An 18,751-nucleotide genomic window follows, 5' to 3' on the forward strand; every position below is an offset into this window, starting at 1 on the left:
CAGAGACCACGCTTCACAGCGAAATAATTTTGAGACCGACCGGTTGGTTTTTAAGTGTGAATGGTCACAAAAAACGGATTTTCGGTTCGGTCAAATGGACTTTTTCTTGGATGAAATGCAAGAGCCAAAGTTGGGCATTTGACAGTTTTTCTACCAAAAAATGACGAAATGAGAGGAAAAAACGCCTCTTTTTGATGAAAAATGAAACTAAATTGAAACTTTCTGATTGTCCCTTTTTCTATTCTAATGTAGAATTCAATAGAAGAAAGTGAATCCGTTTCCTGCTCATTGAGCCCATGCTTCTATATACCTCTTCATCGTCCTGAAAAAATAGGTTCAATTTTTTCGCTGCTTTCCTTGATTCCCTGCCCAATCTTTTCGAATCTTGCAGACCAAAAGTTACTCAGCTTATCCAAGACCTAATGATGACTCAAAAAACAAAACCCACAATCCTATTTCAACTTGATATAGCTACAAAGGCAGCCCTTCTAATGGTGGTTATTCTCCTGGGGATGGCTCCGCTAAATACCCGTGCCGAAATCACTCCAGCCAGCGAAAACGAAAGCTTGGGACTACCTGGAGATAACTTAGACTTATATGCTACCCTGGACCTTTTTCAAAACTCAAAAACCATAGAAGAGTTTGAAGCCGCACTGAATAAAGAGGAGACCGGAATAAACAACCTGGACTTAAACGCAGACGGAGAGGTGGACTTCATCAAAGTGACTACTCAACAAGAAGACGACGATTTTGCCTTTGTACTTCAAGTAGATGTGCTGGAAAATGAGACGCAGGACGTGGCCGTCATTCTGGTGACCAAGGACAGCGAGGAAAAAGTAGATATTCAGCTCGTGGGAGATGAGGAGCTTTATGGAAAGGACTATGTGATTGAGCCCAAACCTGAGACCCCTGCGGTAACGGCCAATCCAGCCTACTCAGGTCCGGACACCGTGGTTGTGGAAAGTCAACCAGCCACCGTGGTTGTGTTGGAATCAGAACCCATTGTTCGTTACATCTATTCCCCAGTTTACGTTCCTTATATACCGCCTTATTATTATGGTTATTACCCTCCCTATTATCGCCCCTACCCGGTAGTTTCTTTTCATATTTACTTTGGCAGGACCCGACACTACCACAACCGCTATTATGGTGGGCATCGCGGAGGAAACACGGTTATCATCAATAACAACCGTACCTACAACAATTACAGCGTAAACAAAAAGACCTCCAACACTGTGGTGCGCAACAAAAACGAAGGCAACTACAAAAGAGATCAAAGCCCCAATAAAGCACCACAGAAGATAGACAAGCCGAATAAGCCTAACAATCCCACTCCTCAGGCTCAGCCTAATCAGAAACCAAATGTTAACAAGGATAACCTCAAGGAGAACAAACCTAACACCCAAGCTAAAAAGCCAAATTCTAAACCCTCAAGTAAACCGGCGAATAAACCCAACAAAGCTCCAGCGAATAGAGCTAAGCCCAAAGGAGGAAGGAGGTAAAAAAAGACTTCCGTATAAAATCCAAATCGATACAATCAAGATTCGCTTAATGATACCTAACAAGATTGCCATCCTCCTTATCCTGTTGTTCGTTGGCTCCTTTCAATGGACATCAGCACAAGAAAGTAAGGCCCTGACGAAAGAAGAACTGGCCAAAAAATTGGCGAACCCAATTGCCAGTTTAATCAGTGTTCCTTTTCAAAACAACATGGACTTGGGTATAGGCCCCAATAATGGTTCAAGAAACACGCTAAATATTCAACCTGTTGTTCCCATCTCTCTGGGTGACAAAATGAACCTGATAACCCGATGGGTTCAACCCGTCATTTCCCAGTACGATATTTCCGGAGAAGGCACCTCTGAATTTGGCCTGTCGGATGCCGTGGTGAGTGCCTTCTTTAGCCCTACCCAATCGGCTGAAGGACTCACCTGGGGTGCTGGCCCTGTGTTTCTCGTTCCCACGGCAACCGATCAACTATTGGGTACCGAAAAATTCGGAGTTGGCCCTACAGCAGTTGCGCTCTACCAATCGAATGGTTGGACCTTCGGAGGTTTGGTGAACCAAATTTGGAGTGTTGCTGGAAATGATAACCGCGGGGATGTCAATCAAATGTTTATTCAGCCCTTTATGACCTACAACTGGAAATCGGGAGCGGGAATCGGTGGTAATTTCGAAATCACTCAAAACTGGGAAACGAACAGCACCAATGCCTGGTTCAATCCTTTTGTAAATGCCATTACCAGCTTAGGAAATCAGAAGACTCAATTTTTGATTGGACCTCGATTCAACTTTACCTCATCAGGAGTTCCCAGTGCCGATTTTGGAGTGAGGGCTCAGTTGGTTTTTCTGTTTCCCAAATAGGCCAATTTCACCCAAACATTCCCTGCTCTTCCGATCAGTTTTCTGCCTTTATTCACGGGGATACTTCGTATCTTTACAAGGCCAAAACCTGATCTATGAATAAGACCATAAGTCTCTCCAAAAACCTCTTCGGATTTGCTCTCCCCTTAAGCCTTTTGGGCGTTCTGGTTATCCTTATGCGATCGTCTTTAATGAGCGATCACAACCACCTCGATCTGGCCATAACCATAGACCTGCTCCTCACCATTCCGCTGGTCTATTTTTTACTCATTCGTCGGACATCCATTCCCAAAACAACCGTGGTTCCCGTCATGGTTATTGGTATGTTCCTTGGGATTTACTTCTTACCCGAGGAGAATCAAACCTACCTGAAACTTTTCAAAACCTGGGCCCTTCCACTGATCGAATTCCTAGTGATTGGATTTGTTATCTACAAGGTGCGTCGAGGTATAAAAACCTACCGAGCTCAAAAGGGGACCACACCTGATGTATTCGATGCGCTTTTGCTCACCTCTCGAGAAATTCTTCCTTCCAGAGTAGCCGGACCCTTTGCCACTGAATTGGCAGTCATCTATTACGGCTTTATCCGATGGAGAAAGAGAACTTTAAACGCCGGCGAATTCAGCTACCACAAAAACAGTGGAACACCAGCCTTATTGGGAGCTGCCTTGTTTGTAATCGCCATTGAGACCACGACCTTTCACATTCTGCTTGAACGCTGGAGCATCTATGCCGCCTGGATTTTTTCAGGTTTGAGCATCTACTCCGGACTACAGGTATTTGGCATTACCAAATCTCTGATGCAACGGCCGATTTCTATCCATGAGGATTCCCTCATATTGCGCTACGGAATCATGAGTCAGGTACAAATTCCATTGAATCAAATTGAAGCTCTCGAGCTTTCTCAGCAGTCCTTAAAAGAGGATAAATTGTGGTGTACCCTATCCCCTCTTGGTGAAGCAGAAAGCCATAATCTGATTCTCCATCTCAAAGAAGAACATACCCTATCCGGCCTTTATGGGATCAAAAAGAAGTTTCAGGTTATTGCTTTTCATCTAGATGAACCCAAGGTTTTCAAACAGCAGCTGGAACAGGTTTGTGGATCACTCGAAATAAAGAATACCGAAAAGGCGTAAAAATTATCTTGACCCTCTATAAATCAGACAATCTTTATGAATAAATGGCTTAACAAAATAGAGCTACAGGATAATTTGGTCCGTTTAGTACCCATGACACTTGAGCATCTGGATGGCTTAACGATTGCTGTTCGGGACGGTAACCTATGGGAACTTTGGTACACTACCGCTCCGGAGCCAGAGAACGTAAGGCGATACATTGAAACAGCTTTAGGAGAATACGACAAGGATGTTTCCCTTCCCTTTGTCGTTATTCGAAAAGCAGATTCTAAAATCATTGGCACCACTCGCTACATGAATGCGGATGGCCGGAACAAGCGATTGGAAATTGGGACTACCTGGTACTCCAAATCCGCTCAACGCACCGGAGTAAACACTGCATGTAAATACCTCCTGCTCCACTATGCTTTTGAAAACCTAAATTGCATTGCAGTGGAGTTTAGGACACACTGGCACAATCAAGCTTCCCGAAAAGCCATTGAACGATTGGGAGCCAAACAAGATGGGATATTGAGAAATCATTCTATCGATAAAAGAGGTGGCCTCCGAGACACGGTTGTTTTCTCCATCCTTAACAGCGAATGGCCTGTGGTGAAAAGTTCACTGGAACAAATGATGCAGCGGAAATAGTAGCCCCTTTATTCTGTTTCGAATTCCACCAAATGTGGCAATAGCGCTACGTCGTTGGAGGTTCTGAAATTACTTGTCACCCAAAACTTGTACTTGGTTTGTGGTTCCAGCTTCACCTGAAGTGTCCACGAAAGCGAATCCTCTGCCCAGATCCTATCCGTAACAAGAGGAAAAGCATCCTCTCCCAAATCAGAATAGTTAACTCCAGTGTTAAAACCATTGAGGGGTTCCGAAAACTGGATAGTGATTTGCTCGGTGTTCGGGTCCACCGCTTTGGATCCATTTTCGAAGGGCTGAAGGCGAACAACACTTGGACGATTCTTTTGATCCTCTTTCCAGAGATCGTCAATGGCCTTGGAGAAAAAACCAGTTTGGTTGATAAAGGCATCAACGCTTTCTGAATCCTCATAATCCAGCTCAATAAGCTCCTTGATGGCTTGTCGCTTATCCGCTGCTTGTTCGTAATGACTTTCAGCGATAGCGTATCCAATGTAATAGCCCAAATCGCGTACCCCAAATTCATTCACGGAGTTACTCCACAGCCAATCGTGTGTCCATTCGTAGAACATTTCCTTTTCAAACTTTTCCTTTACACGGGGATTTCCCTTGCCATACTCAATGGCCGGAGCAGCGGAAGGGACACCCATGGCCTTAACAGATACAAATTCAGCCACACCTTCGTACAATACACGATAAAGCAAACGATCGGAAATGGGATGTTGCTGGGTATGAACGTATTCATGAACATTGAGTAATACCAAATGATCCAATGGATTGGAGCCGAAGTAAGTTGCCAACCAATCATGCGTTCGACCTTCGAATTCGGAAATATCGATCGAGCTATCCGCCATGGCCAACTCACTGCCAATTAGTACTAAACTGTCGCGAGTAGTTCCATTGGTACGCATACAACCCATGGTAAAATAAATAGCTGCGGGTCGCAGGGGCGAATAGATTGCCTCCAATTTGGTGATCCCGTCATTCAGTTCCTTGGCCATCCTTTTGGACTGAAGCGTATTGGCTCGAAGGGAATTCAGGAATTTGGGGTAACGATTGATCATTTCCCGGTAATCCTCCAAGGTGTATTGACGAACTTCCCGAATTCGATCCAGGCCAACAGAACCTCTTTGAATGTAGAGCGAATCTATTAGGTGCATTTGTCGGGCGCTATCGGTTTCCTGGACTACTGCATCAAAGGCCTGCCAGAAGTTGTCAATATCTGAAGTTACCACATGGCTGGTCTTTAATTCAGGTGACTGACAGGAAGCACAAAAGGCTATCAGTAAAAGCATCAATGCTTTATTCATTAGGTCTTCTTTTGCTGCTAAAACTAATCAATCCGAACACATTTATGGAATGAACCTAATGGCTAATATCCCAGCATCGTTGTACATTGCTCATTATTCAGTGGACGCCTTTGGATGACCAAAAAAACTCCAAAGATTTCGTATCCCGTACAATCAAACTTGAACAAATGAAATTTAACCCCGATAGAATGATCTTGGACTACAACAATGAGGTTTATGAAAAAGTGAGCCAAATTACCGGACTAAAATTTAAAACCCACATGAAAGGAAGTGGAGTAGTATTCGAGAAGATTTTTGAAATGCATAATCTGATCTCAGGAAAGAAGCACTTTTTGCTTCTCACAAACTCCAACTCCATTCCATTCACCAACCGGGATGAATTCATTCAAAGTTTTATTCTATGGCTCAAAAAAAGTATTGCCGGGCTCAATAATGATCACCAACAATTGAACGATGAAGAGAACCAAGCCCTAGTAGACGAAAACTACATCTTCATCCAAAAGGATAGAATTGCTTACTCCGGAGAAAAGCAACTTAAGCTCCTTAACAAAATGAGAGAGCTGCGTGGTGAAGTACCCGATGTAAACAAAAAATAAAATCGGCCAGATTACGATATCCATTCCAAAATAATTTCATGAGGATCACAATCTTCTTAGGGCTATTTCTTTCCGTAATCTCGACTCAAGGCCAGGGCCTGTCTCAGGAGGAAAAAAAGGCCGGCTTAACCCTTGCCTGGAAAACGGCTCAAGACCAATTTGTCTATTTCGATCAAGTCTCGGTGAATTGGGACAGTTTGTACCAAGCTAACCTACCCCAGGTTTTGGCCTCAAACTCCACTAAGGAGTATTATGAAATTCTGATAAAATTCTACGCTCAACTTAAAGATGGGCACACCTGGATTTGGTACCCGGATTCCATCAACGATCAACTCAATACTATCCCAATTGAAACCGCCCTGATCGAAAACAAGATTATCGTAACCAATGTGCTTAATCCCGAGTTATCCAAAAGGATTCATCGAGGAGACGAAATAGTGACCATCCAGGGAATTTCCGCGATAGAATACGGGAGACAATTCATCATGCCTTTTGTGAGCAGCAGCACCGAGCAGGATTTGCTCTTACGAACCTATTCCTACGATCTGTTTTTAGGAAACATGGATGAGGATGTAAGACTGGAACTAAAAAGACAACAGGATAATAGCGTTCAAACCATCCAGGTTAGCCGGAATTTGGAGTTCACCAATACCTTTCAATCCTACGAATTCCAGGTTCTTTCGGATAACGTCGGCTACCTAAAAATCAACACTTTTTACGAACGGAATTACAAAGCCATTTTTGACTCGCTATATTCAGTCATTCTCCCACCGATGGCCTTCTCATCGATCTTAGGCAAAACGGTGGAGGTTCAGGTCTTCAGGGAAATTATATCCTATCGCATTTTATAGAATCCCCTACTCTTTCAGCTAAGTACAAAACGAGAAGCGGTCCTGACGGACAGTGGGAAGAATTTCCGGCAGACACCATCTATCCGCAATCCAATAAAGAGATTTACGCCAAGCCCGTGATTCTACTCATTGGAAGTGGAACCTACTCCGCAGCAGAAGACTTCTGCCTCGCCTTCGATCAGGCCCATCGAGGAATTAAAATCGGCACCAAAACCTCAGGGAGCACCGGAAACTCTACCGGATTCGATCTTCCTGGTGGCGGTTATGGTCAAGTCACCATAAAAAGAGATTCCTACGTTGATGGAAAGGAATTTGTCGGTTATGGAATTGAGCCCGAAATAGAGGTGGAAACTACCATTCAGGATGTAATTGAGGGCCGGGATACCGTTTTGTTGAAAGCAATCGAAGTTCTGAAAGATCGATAAACTTCTATTGAAAATTCTCGTTCTCTGACTTCACTCTCGTTCTGTCTTCGTACCGAAGGCGGGAAGCCCCATCCGAACAGCGTTCTGCCGGGCGGGGAACCCTCACTCTGTAACCAGAGATCGCTTTCACCAATTTCAGTTTAGGCCAAAAAAAAAGACCCAATCTTTCGAGAGGGTCTTTCTGTAGTACCGAAGGCGGGAATCGAACCCGCACTCTGTTGCCAGAACTGGATTTTGAATCCAGCGCGTCTACCAGTTCCGCCACTTCGGCAAGTTTAATCTTCCTGGCTTTCGCCATTTGGATTAGCGGGGTGCAAATTTATTCAAATGTTTGATTTGTACAATCGGGTAATGAAAAAAAGCTGGAATAACTTTAGAAAAACCCATACTCCAATTGAATAACTCTCCGAATTAGAACAACATAGGTCATTCAAAAAAATAAGGGCTTAAGTCTTCTGCTTCTTCTTACGAGCAGCTGGAAACAGCACATTGTTTAGAATCAAACGATACCCTGGTGAATTGGGGTGTAAGTCCAGGTCGGTGGGAGGATCACCTACATAATGCTGGTAATCTTCCGGATCATGACCTCCATAGAAGGTCCACTGCCCTTTTCCATATTTTCCGTGAATGTACTTGGCACTCTCCAGGGATTTATTCTCTCCCATGATCAACACTTCGGGCTTGATGTATCGCTTATTGAAGGCGGTGGTTTGTCCCATAAACCCTTTGATTCTTTTCTCATGACTCTGGGTCAACATGGTGGGAACAGGATCCCACTTGGCACTGTAATCAAACAGGGTAAAGAAATCGATATTCTCAGGAGTCCGGGCATGAACCATGGTCGCATCAATGGTGCTGAATTCGTACTCCATCGGATTGCGGGTCAACATAAAGTCTTTGAAGGCAAAGGTTTTGGCAAAATCCAAATGTTCATGAGCATGGGCATCGGCAGGGTCACCATCAAACATGCTTTCACAAATATCAACTTCCTCAGCACTAAGGGCAATATCGTAAGAATCGGTACCGGAGCACATGGTGAATAGAAATCCTCCACCAGCCGTGTATTCTTTGATTTTTAATGCCACTCCCAGCTTCAGCTCAGATACTTTATTGAATCCCAATCGAGCCGCTGTTTCTTCAAATTCCTTTACCTGAGCCTGGTACCAGGCAGCATTTCGGTAGGCCGCATAAAATCTTCCATATTGCCCGGTAAAATCTTCATGATGCAAGTGCAACCAATCGTACAGGTGCAAATCGCCACGTACAATTTCGTCGTCATAAATTACGTCATAAGGAATCTCAGCATAGGTCAAAACCAGAGTTACAGCATCATCCCAAGGTTGTTTTCCTTTGGGTGAATAGACTGCAATCTTGGGAGATTTTTCCAGCTTCATCACCTCCATGTTTACTTCGGGATTGGCTATTTCAGCCTTAATCGAGGCGGCTTGAGCATCAGGAATAATCTCATAACTCACCCCTCGAATGATACACTCACTCTCAATATCCTTGGAGTATTGGGTCATAAAGCTCCCGCCTCTGTAGTTGAGCAGCCATTCTACATCTACCTCATGAGCCAATACCCAATAGGCGATGCCATAAGATTTCAGGTGGTTCTTCTGTGAATGATCCATCGGCAACAAAATGCGTGTAGACCAAGCATTTACAGAAAACAGCACCAACAACGTGACGGTTAGAATTCGAATCATGGTGAACAAATGTAACGAATGAAAAGGCTGGATAGTCTTAAGGAGCGTTAAATCAATTTTCAATCTTGAATCTTGAATCTTGAATCTTGAGGGTTTACGCCTTTTGAAGATTCAAGATTGGAAATTCGAGATTCCTAGACTGGCTGCCATTCCGCCTAAAATGAATAGTGCACCAACCACTATTACTCCAAGAGGAACCAGAACTCGAGTGGAGTAATCATTCTTCATGACTTCATATTTACTCCCCTTTTTCTGATAGATGATTTTGATGACCTTTTCTTTGGGTTTCCAAAAGCTTCCAGACTTTAACTTTTGACGAACTACTTCGCCTTCTTGGTCATAAAATTGAACGATTGGAAAATACTGTTTGCCGTCCTCATCTGAATATTCCTTGAACCCAACAATTTCGGCATCGGTTTGCGTTCCGTCTCGCTCCAATCGTTTTGTTCTCCACCAAAGAAAAAGACCAAGAATAATAATTAGAATTCCAACTCCATAGGTGGGAAGGGCGGATAGGATATCAGTGGAGTTCATGGCAATTTTATAGGTTAAGGCTAAACTCCAATCCGAGACAATCTTTAATGTTAAGATTTAAGATTTCTCTTTATGATTTAAGATTCTTAAAACGGAACCTCATCCGATCCACTGCCGTCGTCGTTCATTTTTGAACTTCGGATCATGCCGCCGGTTTCGTCGAATTCGTTGTTGACCACTCCAATTGGGCCAAAGCCTTCGTTGTTGAATTCTTCGCGGTTCATAAACTTGGCAAGGTTTGCTACGAATCGAAGTTTAACGGTATCAAGACTACCATTCCTGTGCTTCGCTACGATCAATTCTCCCAAGTCATCTGTTGGCATTCCGTCTTCGTCTTCGGTAATTCCGTAGTAGGCCGGACGGTAGATGAACATTACCATATCCGCATCCTGCTCGATCGCTCCCGATTCCCTAAGGTCAGACAGCATCGGACGTTTCTCCCCTCCCCTGGTTTCTACCGCACGACTCAACTGAGACAGAGCGATAATTGGAACACTCAATTCTTTCGCAATACTCTTGATCGATCGGGAAATGGTCGAGATTTCCTGCTCCCGGTTTCCGTCATTACTTCCGGATGTCATCAGCTGGAGGTAATCGATGATTACCAATTGAATATCGTGTTGCGACTTCAGGCGTCGACATTTTGCACGGAGTTCGAAGATCGAAAGGGCCGGAGTATCATCAATAAAAATCGGAGCTTCAGACAAGCGATTAATCTTGGCATTAAGCTGCTCCCATTCGTGATTCTCAAGCGTACCTTTTTTCAGTTTTTCCTGAGACAGTTCAGTTTCACTCGCAATCAAACGATTGACCAACTGAAGGGCTGACATCTCCAGCGAGAACACCGCAACCCCTTTGTTAAATTCCACCGCCGTGTTACGAGCCAAAGAAAGTACGAAGGCCGTTTTACCCATACCAGGACGTGCAGCCAGTACAATCATATCCGAAGGCTGGAAACCAGAAGTTAACTGGTCCAGATCGCGGAATCCGGTTTCAACCCCGGAAACCCCACCTTCTTTTTGAGCTACTTCTTCAATTTGCTGGATCGCCTGATGAATGAGTTCGTGCATTTTCTCGGAACTCCGTTTCAGGTTACCCTGAGCAATTCCAAACAGATCCTGCTCAGCTTGATTCAACAAGCTAAATACGTCGGTGGTATCGTCGTAAGCGTTTTTGATCGTGTCGGACGAAATCCGAATCAATTCACGAAGAATAAATTTCTGAGAAATAATACGAGCGTGGTATTCCACATTCGCCGTAGAAGCCACTCGGTTCGTCAGCTGAGAAATGTAGTAGGGCCCACCAATAAAGTCGAGGTGACCGGCACTTTTCAATTGTTGAGTAACCGTTAGAATATCTACAGGCTCCGACTCGTGGAAGAGCAACATGATGGCCTCGAAGATTTTTTGGTGCGCTTCTTTGTAGAAACTTTCTGGCTTCAGAATATCGATCACATCGTTGACCGCTTCCTTCTCCAGCATCATCGCTCCCAGGACAGCCTCTTCAAGTTCAACGGCTTGAGGTGGTATTTTACCCAATTCCAATCCTGTTGGCATGGGTGCTTTTTTTCTCCTCCTACCAGTTGACTCCCCTATTATATCCTTCATACTGTCCATGGCGCAAATTAAAGACTAAAGTTCCTGAATCAAGCTCAAGTTTCTTCACAAAGTCATCATAAGTTATCAAAGGTAGTTTTAAACAATTGTGGAATACAGGTTTAAACGAAGACCAGCCGCTCATTTCACGTAACTTTGAAACAATTTTGCACGCAATCTGCGTTGTAAAGCAGCTATTATTTTGGGATCATTCACAAGATATCGGAACCTGTTAGGGGTCATTCTGCTGGGGTTATTATTTCTGCCTCGGTCTGGATTCAGCACCCCTGACTCGCTTCAATTTCTGGTGGAATACGAATTCATTAACGCTCCCAAAAATCTGGATTTCAGAAAGTTAAAAACATCTCAAACACGCGTAGACTCTGTCCAAGCCTGGAAGCAAGTAAACCGAACCCTGGAGTCTTTATACGCTATGGGCATGATTGAAGCCCAGGTAGATTCCTTCTTTTTTCAGCGTGACCATTACCAGGTGATTATTGAAACGGGTCCCGTTTATGAATGGGCCGGGTTATCCTCTGGAAATGTGGATGAAGGGGTTTTAAACAAGGTTGGTTTTCGCGATAAATTGTACCGAAACAAGGCCCTTTCTCAGCGGGAAATTCGACTGCTTTTCAAACGCATAATTGAGTACTACGAAAACAACGGTTATCCCTTTGCTGGAATCCGTCTGGATCAAGTCAAAATTGAAAACAACCAGATTTCAGCGGAGCTTCTACTGGAAAAAAACGCAGCGGTGCAATTCGATTCCATCATCATTCAGGGAGACGCAAAAATCACCAAGCAATACATCAGTAATTACATTGGTATCAAGCAGGATGATCCGTACAGTGAAAAGCTGGTTAAAGAGATTACCACCCGAATTCAGGAACTGGCTTTCGTGGATGAAATTCGAAGTCCTGAAGTTCATTTCTACACCGACAAAACCACGCTTACTCTTTTTCTAAAACACAAAAAAGCAAACAACTTCAGTGGAATTGTAGGTGTATTGCCTGAAGAAGGAACGGGAGATATCCTCATCACCGGTGATGTGAACCTAAGCCTCAAAAACGCCATTGGTAAAGGCGAAGAATTGGAGCTCAATTGGAAGAAACTACAAACCCAAACCCAGGATCTTTTTGCCCGATTGGAGTTTCCCTTTTTGTTCAATACTCCTTTGGGCGCCGACCTGTCCCTAAGCATCTATCGACGCGATACCACCTTTACCACCGTCAACAGCAATCTGGGTGCGCAGTTCATTTTGCGCGGAGGTGATTACGTTAAAGTCTTTTTTGAAAACAACCAATCCAATCTCATTTCAGTTGAAGGTCTCGATGTCATTACCGAGCTACCCGAATATGCCGATGTACGCAGTAATTCCTTTGGTGTAGGAACTCAGCTTTCTCAATTGGATTACCGCCTCAATCCCCGGAGCGGGTTGGACCTTACCGGAGAAGTCAGTTTTGGTACCCGTGAAATACGGCGAAATCCAGCAGTGAATCAAGAAGTGTACGATTCGCTGGATTTAACCTCTAATCGATACCGTGGAAAACTGGATGCCCGGGTGTTTTTTCCATTTTTAGATCGCCACACTGTAATGGTTGGATCCCGAGCTGGGCTCATTATTGCCGATCAATTGTTTACCAATGAGCTCTATCGTATCGGTGGTTTGAAATCCTTGAGAGGATCGGATGAGGAATCCATTTTTGCATCCTCCTACACCATATTTACGGTTGAATACCGTTTTCTACTCGAGCGCAATTCTTTTTTCAGTTTGTTCTTCGATCAGGCCTGGTATGAAAATCAAGCTGCTCCGGAATTGATTACCGACACTCCCTTTGGATTTGGAGCCGGTGTAAGCTTTGAAACGAAAGTGGGTATATTCTCCTTGAACTATGCCCTTGGAAAACAATTTGATAACCCCATTGAATTCCGTGCAGGAAAAATTCACTTTGGCTTTATAAACTATTTCTAAAAGGATGGGATTAAGTCGTAAATTTGTGTCCTTGAAAAGTAGAATCGCATACCTTCCTCTGTGGATACTGATCGTTGGAATTGTTAGTGCCTGCTCGTCGAGCTACAACATTAGCAATGAAAACGTAGCCCAGATCTACAAACAAACCGACCAGCAAGTTCGCCCTGATTTTCAGGTTTACCACCTCAATGATGAAGAAACGGAATTGAATTTCCGAATTCAAAGTAAAAAACTGCTCTACGCCAAAAAGGGCGACAAGGGAAGCTACACATCTAAACTTCGGTTTAACTACGTGATGTATGAATCCTTTAACTCGAACCTCATCGCGGATAGTGGAACTTTCCACGTAACGGATACCAACAATGCCAAAGTGCTTAAGGAAATCAATGGACAGATTAAGCTCAAAGCGAAGTATCCCAACAAATATGTGCTCAAAATCACGGCTCAGGACTTAAATAAAAACTCCAGCGAAACGACACTTCTGGTTGTGGACAAAACTTCTCGTCAAGGACGGCAAAACTATTTGCTTGAAAATCCGGAAAAACGCGAAGTCAAGTATACCTACACTTGTGTGAAAGGAGAACAAATCAAGATTACCTACAACTCGGTTTACGCCCGCAAGCTCTATGTAAAATACTACGATCGGGATTTTCCACTGTCTCCTCCACCCTTTGCCTCCTACTCGCCCAAGCGGTTCGACTTTACTCCAGATAGCCTCTATGAAGTGAATCTGGACATCGAAAACTCCTTTGTGCTGGACGTCAATAAAAATGGTTTGTACCACATTCAAACCGATACTTCTACTCGTGAGGGACTTACCCTGCTCTGTTTCGACGATTACTTCCCTCAGGTTCGCACTCCAGAAGAGATGGTAGGTGTGTTACGCTTTATCACTACCAATCGGGAGTATGAACGTATCCAAATGGCGGACGACACCCGTAAACAGGTAGAAGAATTTTGGCAAACCATTTCCAGCAGCAATGATCGGGCTCGAGAGTTGATTCGCAGCTACTACGGTCGTGTAGAAGAGTCGAACCGGTATTTTACTTCCCATATTCAGGGGTGGAAATCGGATCGGGGTTTGATCTACATTGTTTTTGGACCACCTGATGTGATTTACAAAAGTGCCAACGGCGAAAGCTGGATTTATGGCAATGGCAAAAGTCAACCTACCCTAACGTTTAATTTCTCCTTGACTTTTAATCCTTTTAGCGCCAACGATTTTCGGTTGAACCGAAGCCCGGAGTACAAAAACTTCTGGTACAAATCGGTAGATACCTGGCGACAAGGGCGGGTGTATAGTTACTAATTCATGGAACATTCTTCGGATTTAATATTTGGTCTCCACCCTGTGGAGGAAGCGCTACGTTCATCGGTTCAGATCGATAAAATTTTAATTGCCCGTCAGGAAAAAGGGCAACCCAGTGTGCGCACGGGAAGTTTGGACGAGATCAAAGAAAATGCTCGTAAAAAATCGGTTGCGATCAACTACGTTCCCGTAGATAAATTGAATCGCATTACCCGTAAAAATCACCAGGGTGTGGTGGCCTTTATTTCTCCAATAAGCTTTCAATCTATTGAACAATTACTACCTCAATTGATGGAAAAAAAGGAGGCTCCATTGCTTCTGGTTTTGGATGGAATCACCGATGTAAGAAACTTTGGATCCATCGTGAGAACTGCCGAGTGCATGGGCGTAGATGCTGTGGTGATGCCGGCCCGAAATGCGTCTCCTATTAATGCAGATGCTGTAAAAACCTCTGCTGGAGCAGTCTTCAATATACCCATCTGCAAGGAAAAGCACTTTGGAAGCATTCTTCAATTCATTCAAGAGTCTGGAGTTCGTTTATTGGCGTGCTCCGAGAAGGCGCTCATTCCCATGTATACTGCTCGGCTAACCGGCCCTCTTGCTGTGATTATGGGTGATGAAGGCGTGGGAATTCATGAAAAGACCCTGGAACGCGTGGATCAGCATATCGGTATTCCCATGAAAGGAAAAACCTCATCCTTAAACGTTTCCGTAGCTACCGGAATGCTTCTTTCTGAATGCAACCGGCAGCGCTTATCCGAATGAAAATTCTCATTTTTGCAGCATGTCAGCACAAGTAGGTATTATCATGGGTAGCAAGAGTGACCTTCCGGTCATGCAAGAGGCTGCCGACATCTTAAAAGAATTTGGAATTGATTACGAATTGACCATTGTTTCGGCTCACCGAACTCCAGAACGCATGGTGGACTATGCACGCGGAGCAGCCGGTCGTGGAATCAAGGTGATCATTGCCGGAGCAGGAGGTGCAGCCCACCTTCCTGGAATGACGGCTTCGCTCACTCCCCTACCCGTAATCGGTGTTCCGATTAAATCAAGTAACTCGATTGATGGCTGGGATTCTATTCTATCCATTCTTCAAATGCCTAATGGAGTTCCTGTGGCCACAGTTGCCCTGAATGCCGCAAAAAATGCTGGAATTTTGGCCGCCCAAATCATCGGAGCCTTTGATTCTGAAATGTTGGCCAAAAACGCTGCCTACCAGGAATCTTTGAAAGAGAAGGTCATGGAGACCGTGCGCGAAGTGGAAGGACTTTAGGTCTGATTCTGCTAAACGCAAAGAGAAAGCCTAAATTTAACGGGCAGCTAACTCACTTTCGGCTCAAAAGCTCTATTTTCGGTATCTGTTCAACATGAAAAAAGAACTTGCCCTATCCTTCTTGGCAATATGTCTTGGATTTTCCTTGATGGCCACCAAAAACGACCGTATTACCGGTGCCCGATCGGGTGCTATGGGAAACGCTTCTGTTACCTTTTCTTCGGTTTATTCGGCTTTCAACAACCAAGCTGGATTGGGAGGACTTGAGTATGCCGAAGCAGGTATCGCCTACCGGAATCACTTTATGCTGAGCGAAACGGGTTACAAGGCCGCTGCTGTTGCCGTTCCTTTTAAATCGTTTGGAGTTATCGGGGTGAGCTTTTCCTCCTTCGGTTATTCAGCCTATGGAGAGCATCAAATTGGATTGGCCTATGCCAAGCAATTTGGCAAGAAGCTGTCTATGGCTCTTCAACTGGATTATTTGCAACTGCAATTCAACGAACCCTACGGAAGCACTGGAGTTTTGCTGGGTGAATTCGGAGTGCAAGCCCAATTGACCCAAGATTTGAGATTTGGTTTTCATGTATACAACCCTACCCGGGCCTATTTGAACAAAGATGTGGACGAACGGGTTCCCACGTACATTAAGGCAGGGTTGGCCTATGAATTCTCAGAAAAACTGCTCACCACTTTTGAAATCAACAAAGACCTGGATCACAACCCGGACTTTCGGGTGGGCGTGGAATACAAACCGGTGCAAAAATTGGCCATTCGAGCAGGGTTCAACACCTCTCCAGCTTCTCCTTCTTTAGGGGCAGGATTTCTTTTTGGCAACTGGCGAATTGATTTGTCTTCCGAATACCACTATGCCTTAGGGTTCACCCCCCAGGCTTCTATTCGATATGTTTTTGAAAAATCTGCTTCCAAAAAAGCTCAGAAGTAGTTTTCTGACTGCGCTTTTGCTACTGGTTTTCTCAGGGCTACATGCCCAGAAAAACAGAAGCGAGCAAGCGATCAATTTGGTCGAAGAACGCATCGAATACCTCACGCAATCTCTGGAAATAAGTGATGCCGATTTCACCACCCTTTTCGACGATCTGTACTTCTACTACGAGAATCCTTTGAACCTCAATGAAGCTACCCGAGAAGAGTTAAACCAGTTGCATATTCTCAACGATTTTCAAATCAACAACCTCCTTCGCTACCTGGATGAATACGGCTCGATGGCAACGGTGTATGAACTTACCCGGGTTGAAGGGTTTGACCCCAAGGCTATTCAAATGATATTGCCTTTTATCCAGGTGACGCCCAAAAAAGAAAAGGGTCAATTCAATTGGAAATTGGTTCCCAAGTACGGCAAGCACGAAGTGGTGATGCGATACACCCGGGTTTTTCCAGAGTCTGTAGGGTATCAGCCTGTAGCCGATTCAGTTTTGGAAGAAAACCCAAATGCCCGTTACCTGGGAAATCCAGATCGGTATTACTTCCGTTACCGATTCCAGTACCGTCAAAAAATAAGTGCGGGTTTTACCGCGGAAAAAGATCCAGGTGAGGAGTTCTTTACCGGAACTCAAAAAAGAGGATTTGACTTTTACTCAGCTCACGTTTTTGTGCGAGATATCGGTGTTATCAAACGACTGGCAATTGGTGACTACCATTTTCAATTTGGGCAGGGAGTTACTTTCTGGTCAGGTTTTGGTTTCCGAAAAACTCCGGCTCAAACCGTAGAAGTACAGCGTTATGCCCAGGTGTTTCGTCCTTATACTTCTACCGATGAAAACAACTACCTAAGAGGTGCCGCTACCACCGTTGCTTTAGGGCCTGTGGAAATATCGGCGTTTTATTCCAATAAGGGGATTGATGGAAATCTGGGAGATCGGGATACCCTTTCTGCCGAGGAAGCAGCCAGTTTTACCTCTTTTCAAACCTCAGGATTACACCGGACTCCTTCGGAAATAGAGGACAGAAAAGCGATTCGTGAAATCATTTATGGAGGGGCTTTGGAATACAAGTTCAAATTTGGACAGCTGGGAGTTACCGCCGTTCGTTCCGAATACTCCCCTACCCTCAACCGGGACTTACAGTTGTATCAGCTTTTTGAATTTAACAATGACCAGAATACCGTGGCCGGCTTGAACTACAAATTCGTACTCAACCGATTCACCTTATTTGGAGAAGAAGCCATCAGTGAAAACGGAGGGTATGCCTTGCTCAACGGAGCTGTGATGAACCTGGACCAACGCTTTAAGATGAGCGCTTTGCATCGATATTACTCCCCCGATTACCAGTCTTTGTACAGCGAAGCCTTTGGTGAACGTAGTGGGGTAAGGAACGAATCCGGAATATACCTGGGTGCAGAGTTCTACCCCATTCGACGTTTTTCGGTTCATGCCTTTGCCGATTTCTACACCTTCCCTTGGATATCCTACCGAACCGATGCTCCGGGAAGGGGAAATGAGTACTCCACCCAAGTGGTTTTCCGACCGGCACGTAAAATTGAATTCCTCTTCTTGTACCGCCACGAGACCAGAAGCAAAAACTACAATCCCCAGGAAGCTGCCATTAATCAAGTGAAAGATGAGCGCAACAACCGCTACCGGATTCAAATGACTGCCGACGCCAACAGCTGGCTTACCCTAAGAACGCGATTGGAAGTTAAGGATTATAAACTGGGCAATGATGGTACGAAATACGGCTATTTGTTCTACCAGGATTTGTACTTCTATGCTTTGGAAAACAAACTGGCTTTGAAACTCCGCTATGCCTTGTTTGACACAGACGACTACGATGCCCGAATTTATGCCTACGAAAACGACATTCGTTATCAGTTCATCGTGCCTGCCTTTTCAGAGCGAGGTAGTCGAATATACCTAACGGGAAGTTACAAGTTTACCGATTGGGCCACCTTCTACCTCAAAGTTGGCCAAACCTACCTATCTTCAAGAGATTACTTTGGAAGTGGAAAGGACCTGATCGAACAAGACACCCGAACCGACCTGAAAGCACAGCTGATTCTTAAATTCTGAATATTGAAATTTCAATGCTGATTT

The 18,751-nt window shown here is 44.4% G+C and carries 17 protein-coding genes and 1 tRNA gene; 13 read left to right on the forward strand and 5 right to left on the reverse strand.

Annotated features, from left to right (window positions below):
- Window positions 1-422: 422 nt before the first annotated feature.
- The 4 genes from KFE98_01710 (at window position 423) to KFE98_01725 (ending at window position 4,130) form a co-directional block, all read left to right on the forward strand.
- Window positions 423-1,502, forward strand: coding sequence for a hypothetical protein (locus KFE98_01710; protein ID UTW62899.1), 1,080 nt, complete (start codon window positions 423-425; stop codon window positions 1,500-1,502).
- 49 nt (window positions 1,503-1,551) lie between these two features.
- Window positions 1,552-2,364 carry a hypothetical protein gene (locus tag KFE98_01715; protein UTW62900.1) on the forward strand — a complete coding sequence of 271 codons (813 nt, stop codon included), beginning with the start codon at window positions 1,552-1,554 and terminating at the stop codon, window positions 2,362-2,364.
- 95 nt (window positions 2,365-2,459) lie between these two features.
- Window positions 2,460-3,500 carry a hypothetical protein gene (locus KFE98_01720; GenBank protein ID UTW62901.1) on the forward strand — a complete coding sequence of 347 codons (1,041 nt, stop codon included), beginning with the start codon at window positions 2,460-2,462 and terminating at the stop codon, window positions 3,498-3,500.
- Window positions 3,501-3,536: 36 nt separating this feature from the next.
- Window positions 3,537-4,130, forward strand: coding sequence for a GNAT family N-acetyltransferase (locus tag KFE98_01725; protein UTW62902.1), 594 nt, complete (start codon window positions 3,537-3,539; stop codon window positions 4,128-4,130).
- A gap of 8 nt (window positions 4,131-4,138) precedes the next feature.
- Here KFE98_01725 and KFE98_01730 read toward each other — a convergent pair whose 3' ends face one another.
- Window positions 4,139-5,437 (reverse strand): hypothetical protein, encoded by a 1,299-nt coding sequence (locus KFE98_01730; GenBank protein ID UTW62903.1) that lies wholly within the window; start codon window positions 5,435-5,437, stop codon window positions 4,139-4,141.
- 167 nt (window positions 5,438-5,604) lie between these two features.
- On the opposite strand from KFE98_01730, the gene KFE98_01735 reads away from it, so the two are divergent.
- Genes KFE98_01735 through KFE98_01745 form a run of 3 tightly spaced genes read left to right on the forward strand, consistent with a single transcriptional unit; the run spans window position 5,605 to window position 7,309 of the window.
- Window positions 5,605-6,033: a hypothetical protein gene (locus KFE98_01735; protein UTW62904.1), complete on the forward strand. Its 429-nt coding sequence runs from the start codon at window positions 5,605-5,607 to the stop codon at window positions 6,031-6,033.
- A 38-nt stretch (window positions 6,034-6,071) separates the two neighbouring features.
- A complete protein-coding gene (locus KFE98_01740; GenBank protein ID UTW62905.1) occupies window positions 6,072-6,884 on the forward strand; it encodes a hypothetical protein in 813 nt (270 codons plus the stop codon).
- The gene (locus tag KFE98_01745) at window positions 6,785-7,309 is read left to right on the forward strand and encodes a hypothetical protein (protein UTW64615.1); all 525 of its coding nucleotides are present in this window, start codon (window positions 6,785-6,787) and stop codon (window positions 7,307-7,309) included. The genes KFE98_01740 and KFE98_01745 overlap by 100 nt, the downstream gene beginning before the upstream one ends.
- Before the next feature lie 187 nt (window positions 7,310-7,496).
- On the opposite strand, the gene KFE98_01750 is transcribed toward KFE98_01745, so the two are convergent.
- The 4 genes from KFE98_01750 to dnaB form a co-directional block, all read right to left on the reverse strand.
- A tRNA-Leu gene (locus tag KFE98_01750) sits at window positions 7,497-7,580 on the reverse strand.
- A gap of 175 nt (window positions 7,581-7,755) precedes the next feature.
- A complete protein-coding gene (locus KFE98_01755; protein UTW62906.1) occupies window positions 7,756-9,015 on the reverse strand; it encodes an asparagine synthetase B in 1,260 nt (419 codons plus the stop codon).
- A 111-nt stretch (window positions 9,016-9,126) separates the two neighbouring features.
- Complete coding sequence (locus KFE98_01760; protein UTW62907.1) at window positions 9,127-9,549, reverse strand: hypothetical protein; 423 nt, start codon at window positions 9,547-9,549, stop codon at window positions 9,127-9,129.
- A gap of 86 nt (window positions 9,550-9,635) precedes the next feature.
- Window positions 9,636-11,156, reverse strand: coding sequence for a replicative DNA helicase (gene dnaB, locus KFE98_01765; protein ID UTW62908.1), 1,521 nt, complete (start codon window positions 11,154-11,156; stop codon window positions 9,636-9,638).
- 295 nt (window positions 11,157-11,451) lie between these two features.
- Here dnaB and KFE98_01770 point away from each other — a divergent pair, with 295 nt between their 5' ends.
- The 6 genes from KFE98_01770 (at window position 11,452) to KFE98_01795 (ending at window position 18,727) form a co-directional block, all read left to right on the forward strand.
- Window positions 11,452-13,116 carry a hypothetical protein gene (locus KFE98_01770; protein UTW62909.1) on the forward strand — a complete coding sequence of 555 codons (1,665 nt, stop codon included), beginning with the start codon at window positions 11,452-11,454 and terminating at the stop codon, window positions 13,114-13,116.
- A 31-nt stretch (window positions 13,117-13,147) separates the two neighbouring features.
- Window positions 13,148-14,425, forward strand: coding sequence for a GWxTD domain-containing protein (locus KFE98_01775; protein UTW62910.1), 1,278 nt, complete (start codon window positions 13,148-13,150; stop codon window positions 14,423-14,425).
- Between the two features lie 3 nt (window positions 14,426-14,428).
- Window positions 14,429-15,190 (forward strand): 23S rRNA (guanosine(2251)-2'-O)-methyltransferase RlmB, encoded by a 762-nt coding sequence (rlmB, locus tag KFE98_01780; GenBank protein UTW62911.1) that lies wholly within the window; start codon window positions 14,429-14,431, stop codon window positions 15,188-15,190.
- Window positions 15,191-15,209: 19 nt separating this feature from the next.
- Window positions 15,210-15,701 (forward strand): 5-(carboxyamino)imidazole ribonucleotide mutase, encoded by a 492-nt coding sequence (gene purE, locus KFE98_01785; GenBank protein UTW62912.1) that lies wholly within the window; start codon window positions 15,210-15,212, stop codon window positions 15,699-15,701.
- A gap of 94 nt (window positions 15,702-15,795) precedes the next feature.
- A complete protein-coding gene (locus tag KFE98_01790) occupies window positions 15,796-16,644 on the forward strand; it encodes a hypothetical protein (protein UTW62913.1) in 849 nt (282 codons plus the stop codon).
- Window positions 16,610-18,727: a helix-hairpin-helix domain-containing protein gene (locus tag KFE98_01795; GenBank protein UTW62914.1), complete on the forward strand. Its 2,118-nt coding sequence runs from the start codon at window positions 16,610-16,612 to the stop codon at window positions 18,725-18,727. Before KFE98_01790 ends, KFE98_01795 begins: the two co-directional genes overlap by 35 nt.
- Window positions 18,728-18,751: the final 24 nt, after the last annotated feature.

It is taken from the genome of bacterium SCSIO 12741 (assembly GCA_024398055.1).
Lineage (GTDB): Bacteria > Bacteroidota > Bacteroidia > Flavobacteriales_G > Salibacteraceae > SCSIO-12741.

What these genes read in the sequence shown, in the direction of transcription:
- KFE98_01760 (UTW62907.1), bottom strand. Translation starts at nt 9,549, where the DNA reads ATGAACTCCACTGATATCCTATCCGCCCTTCCCACCTATGGAGTTGGA.
- KFE98_01790 (UTW62913.1), top strand. Translation starts at nt 15,796, where the DNA reads ATGAAAAAAGAACTTGCCCTATCCTTCTTGGCAATATGTCTTGGATTT.
- KFE98_01710 (UTW62899.1), top strand. Translation starts at nt 423, where the DNA reads ATGATGACTCAAAAAACAAAACCCACAATCCTATTTCAACTTGATATA.
- rlmB (UTW62911.1), top strand. Translation starts at nt 14,429, where the DNA reads ATGGAACATTCTTCGGATTTAATATTTGGTCTCCACCCTGTGGAGGAA.
- KFE98_01755 (UTW62906.1), bottom strand. Translation starts at nt 9,015, where the DNA reads ATGATTCGAATTCTAACCGTCACGTTGTTGGTGCTGTTTTCTGTAAAT.
- KFE98_01725 (UTW62902.1), top strand. Translation starts at nt 3,537, where the DNA reads ATGAATAAATGGCTTAACAAAATAGAGCTACAGGATAATTTGGTCCGT.
- KFE98_01730 (UTW62903.1), bottom strand. Translation starts at nt 5,437, where the DNA reads ATGAATAAAGCATTGATGCTTTTACTGATAGCCTTTTGTGCTTCCTGT.
- dnaB (UTW62908.1), bottom strand. Translation starts at nt 11,156, where the DNA reads ATGAAGGATATAATAGGGGAGTCAACTGGTAGGAGGAGAAAAAAAGCA.
- purE (UTW62912.1), top strand. Translation starts at nt 15,210, where the DNA reads ATGTCAGCACAAGTAGGTATTATCATGGGTAGCAAGAGTGACCTTCCG.
- KFE98_01720 (UTW62901.1), top strand. Translation starts at nt 2,460, where the DNA reads ATGAATAAGACCATAAGTCTCTCCAAAAACCTCTTCGGATTTGCTCTC.
- KFE98_01740 (UTW62905.1), top strand. Translation starts at nt 6,072, where the DNA reads ATGAGGATCACAATCTTCTTAGGGCTATTTCTTTCCGTAATCTCGACT.
- KFE98_01735 (UTW62904.1), top strand. Translation starts at nt 5,605, where the DNA reads ATGAAATTTAACCCCGATAGAATGATCTTGGACTACAACAATGAGGTT.
- KFE98_01715 (UTW62900.1), top strand. Translation starts at nt 1,552, where the DNA reads ATGATACCTAACAAGATTGCCATCCTCCTTATCCTGTTGTTCGTTGGC.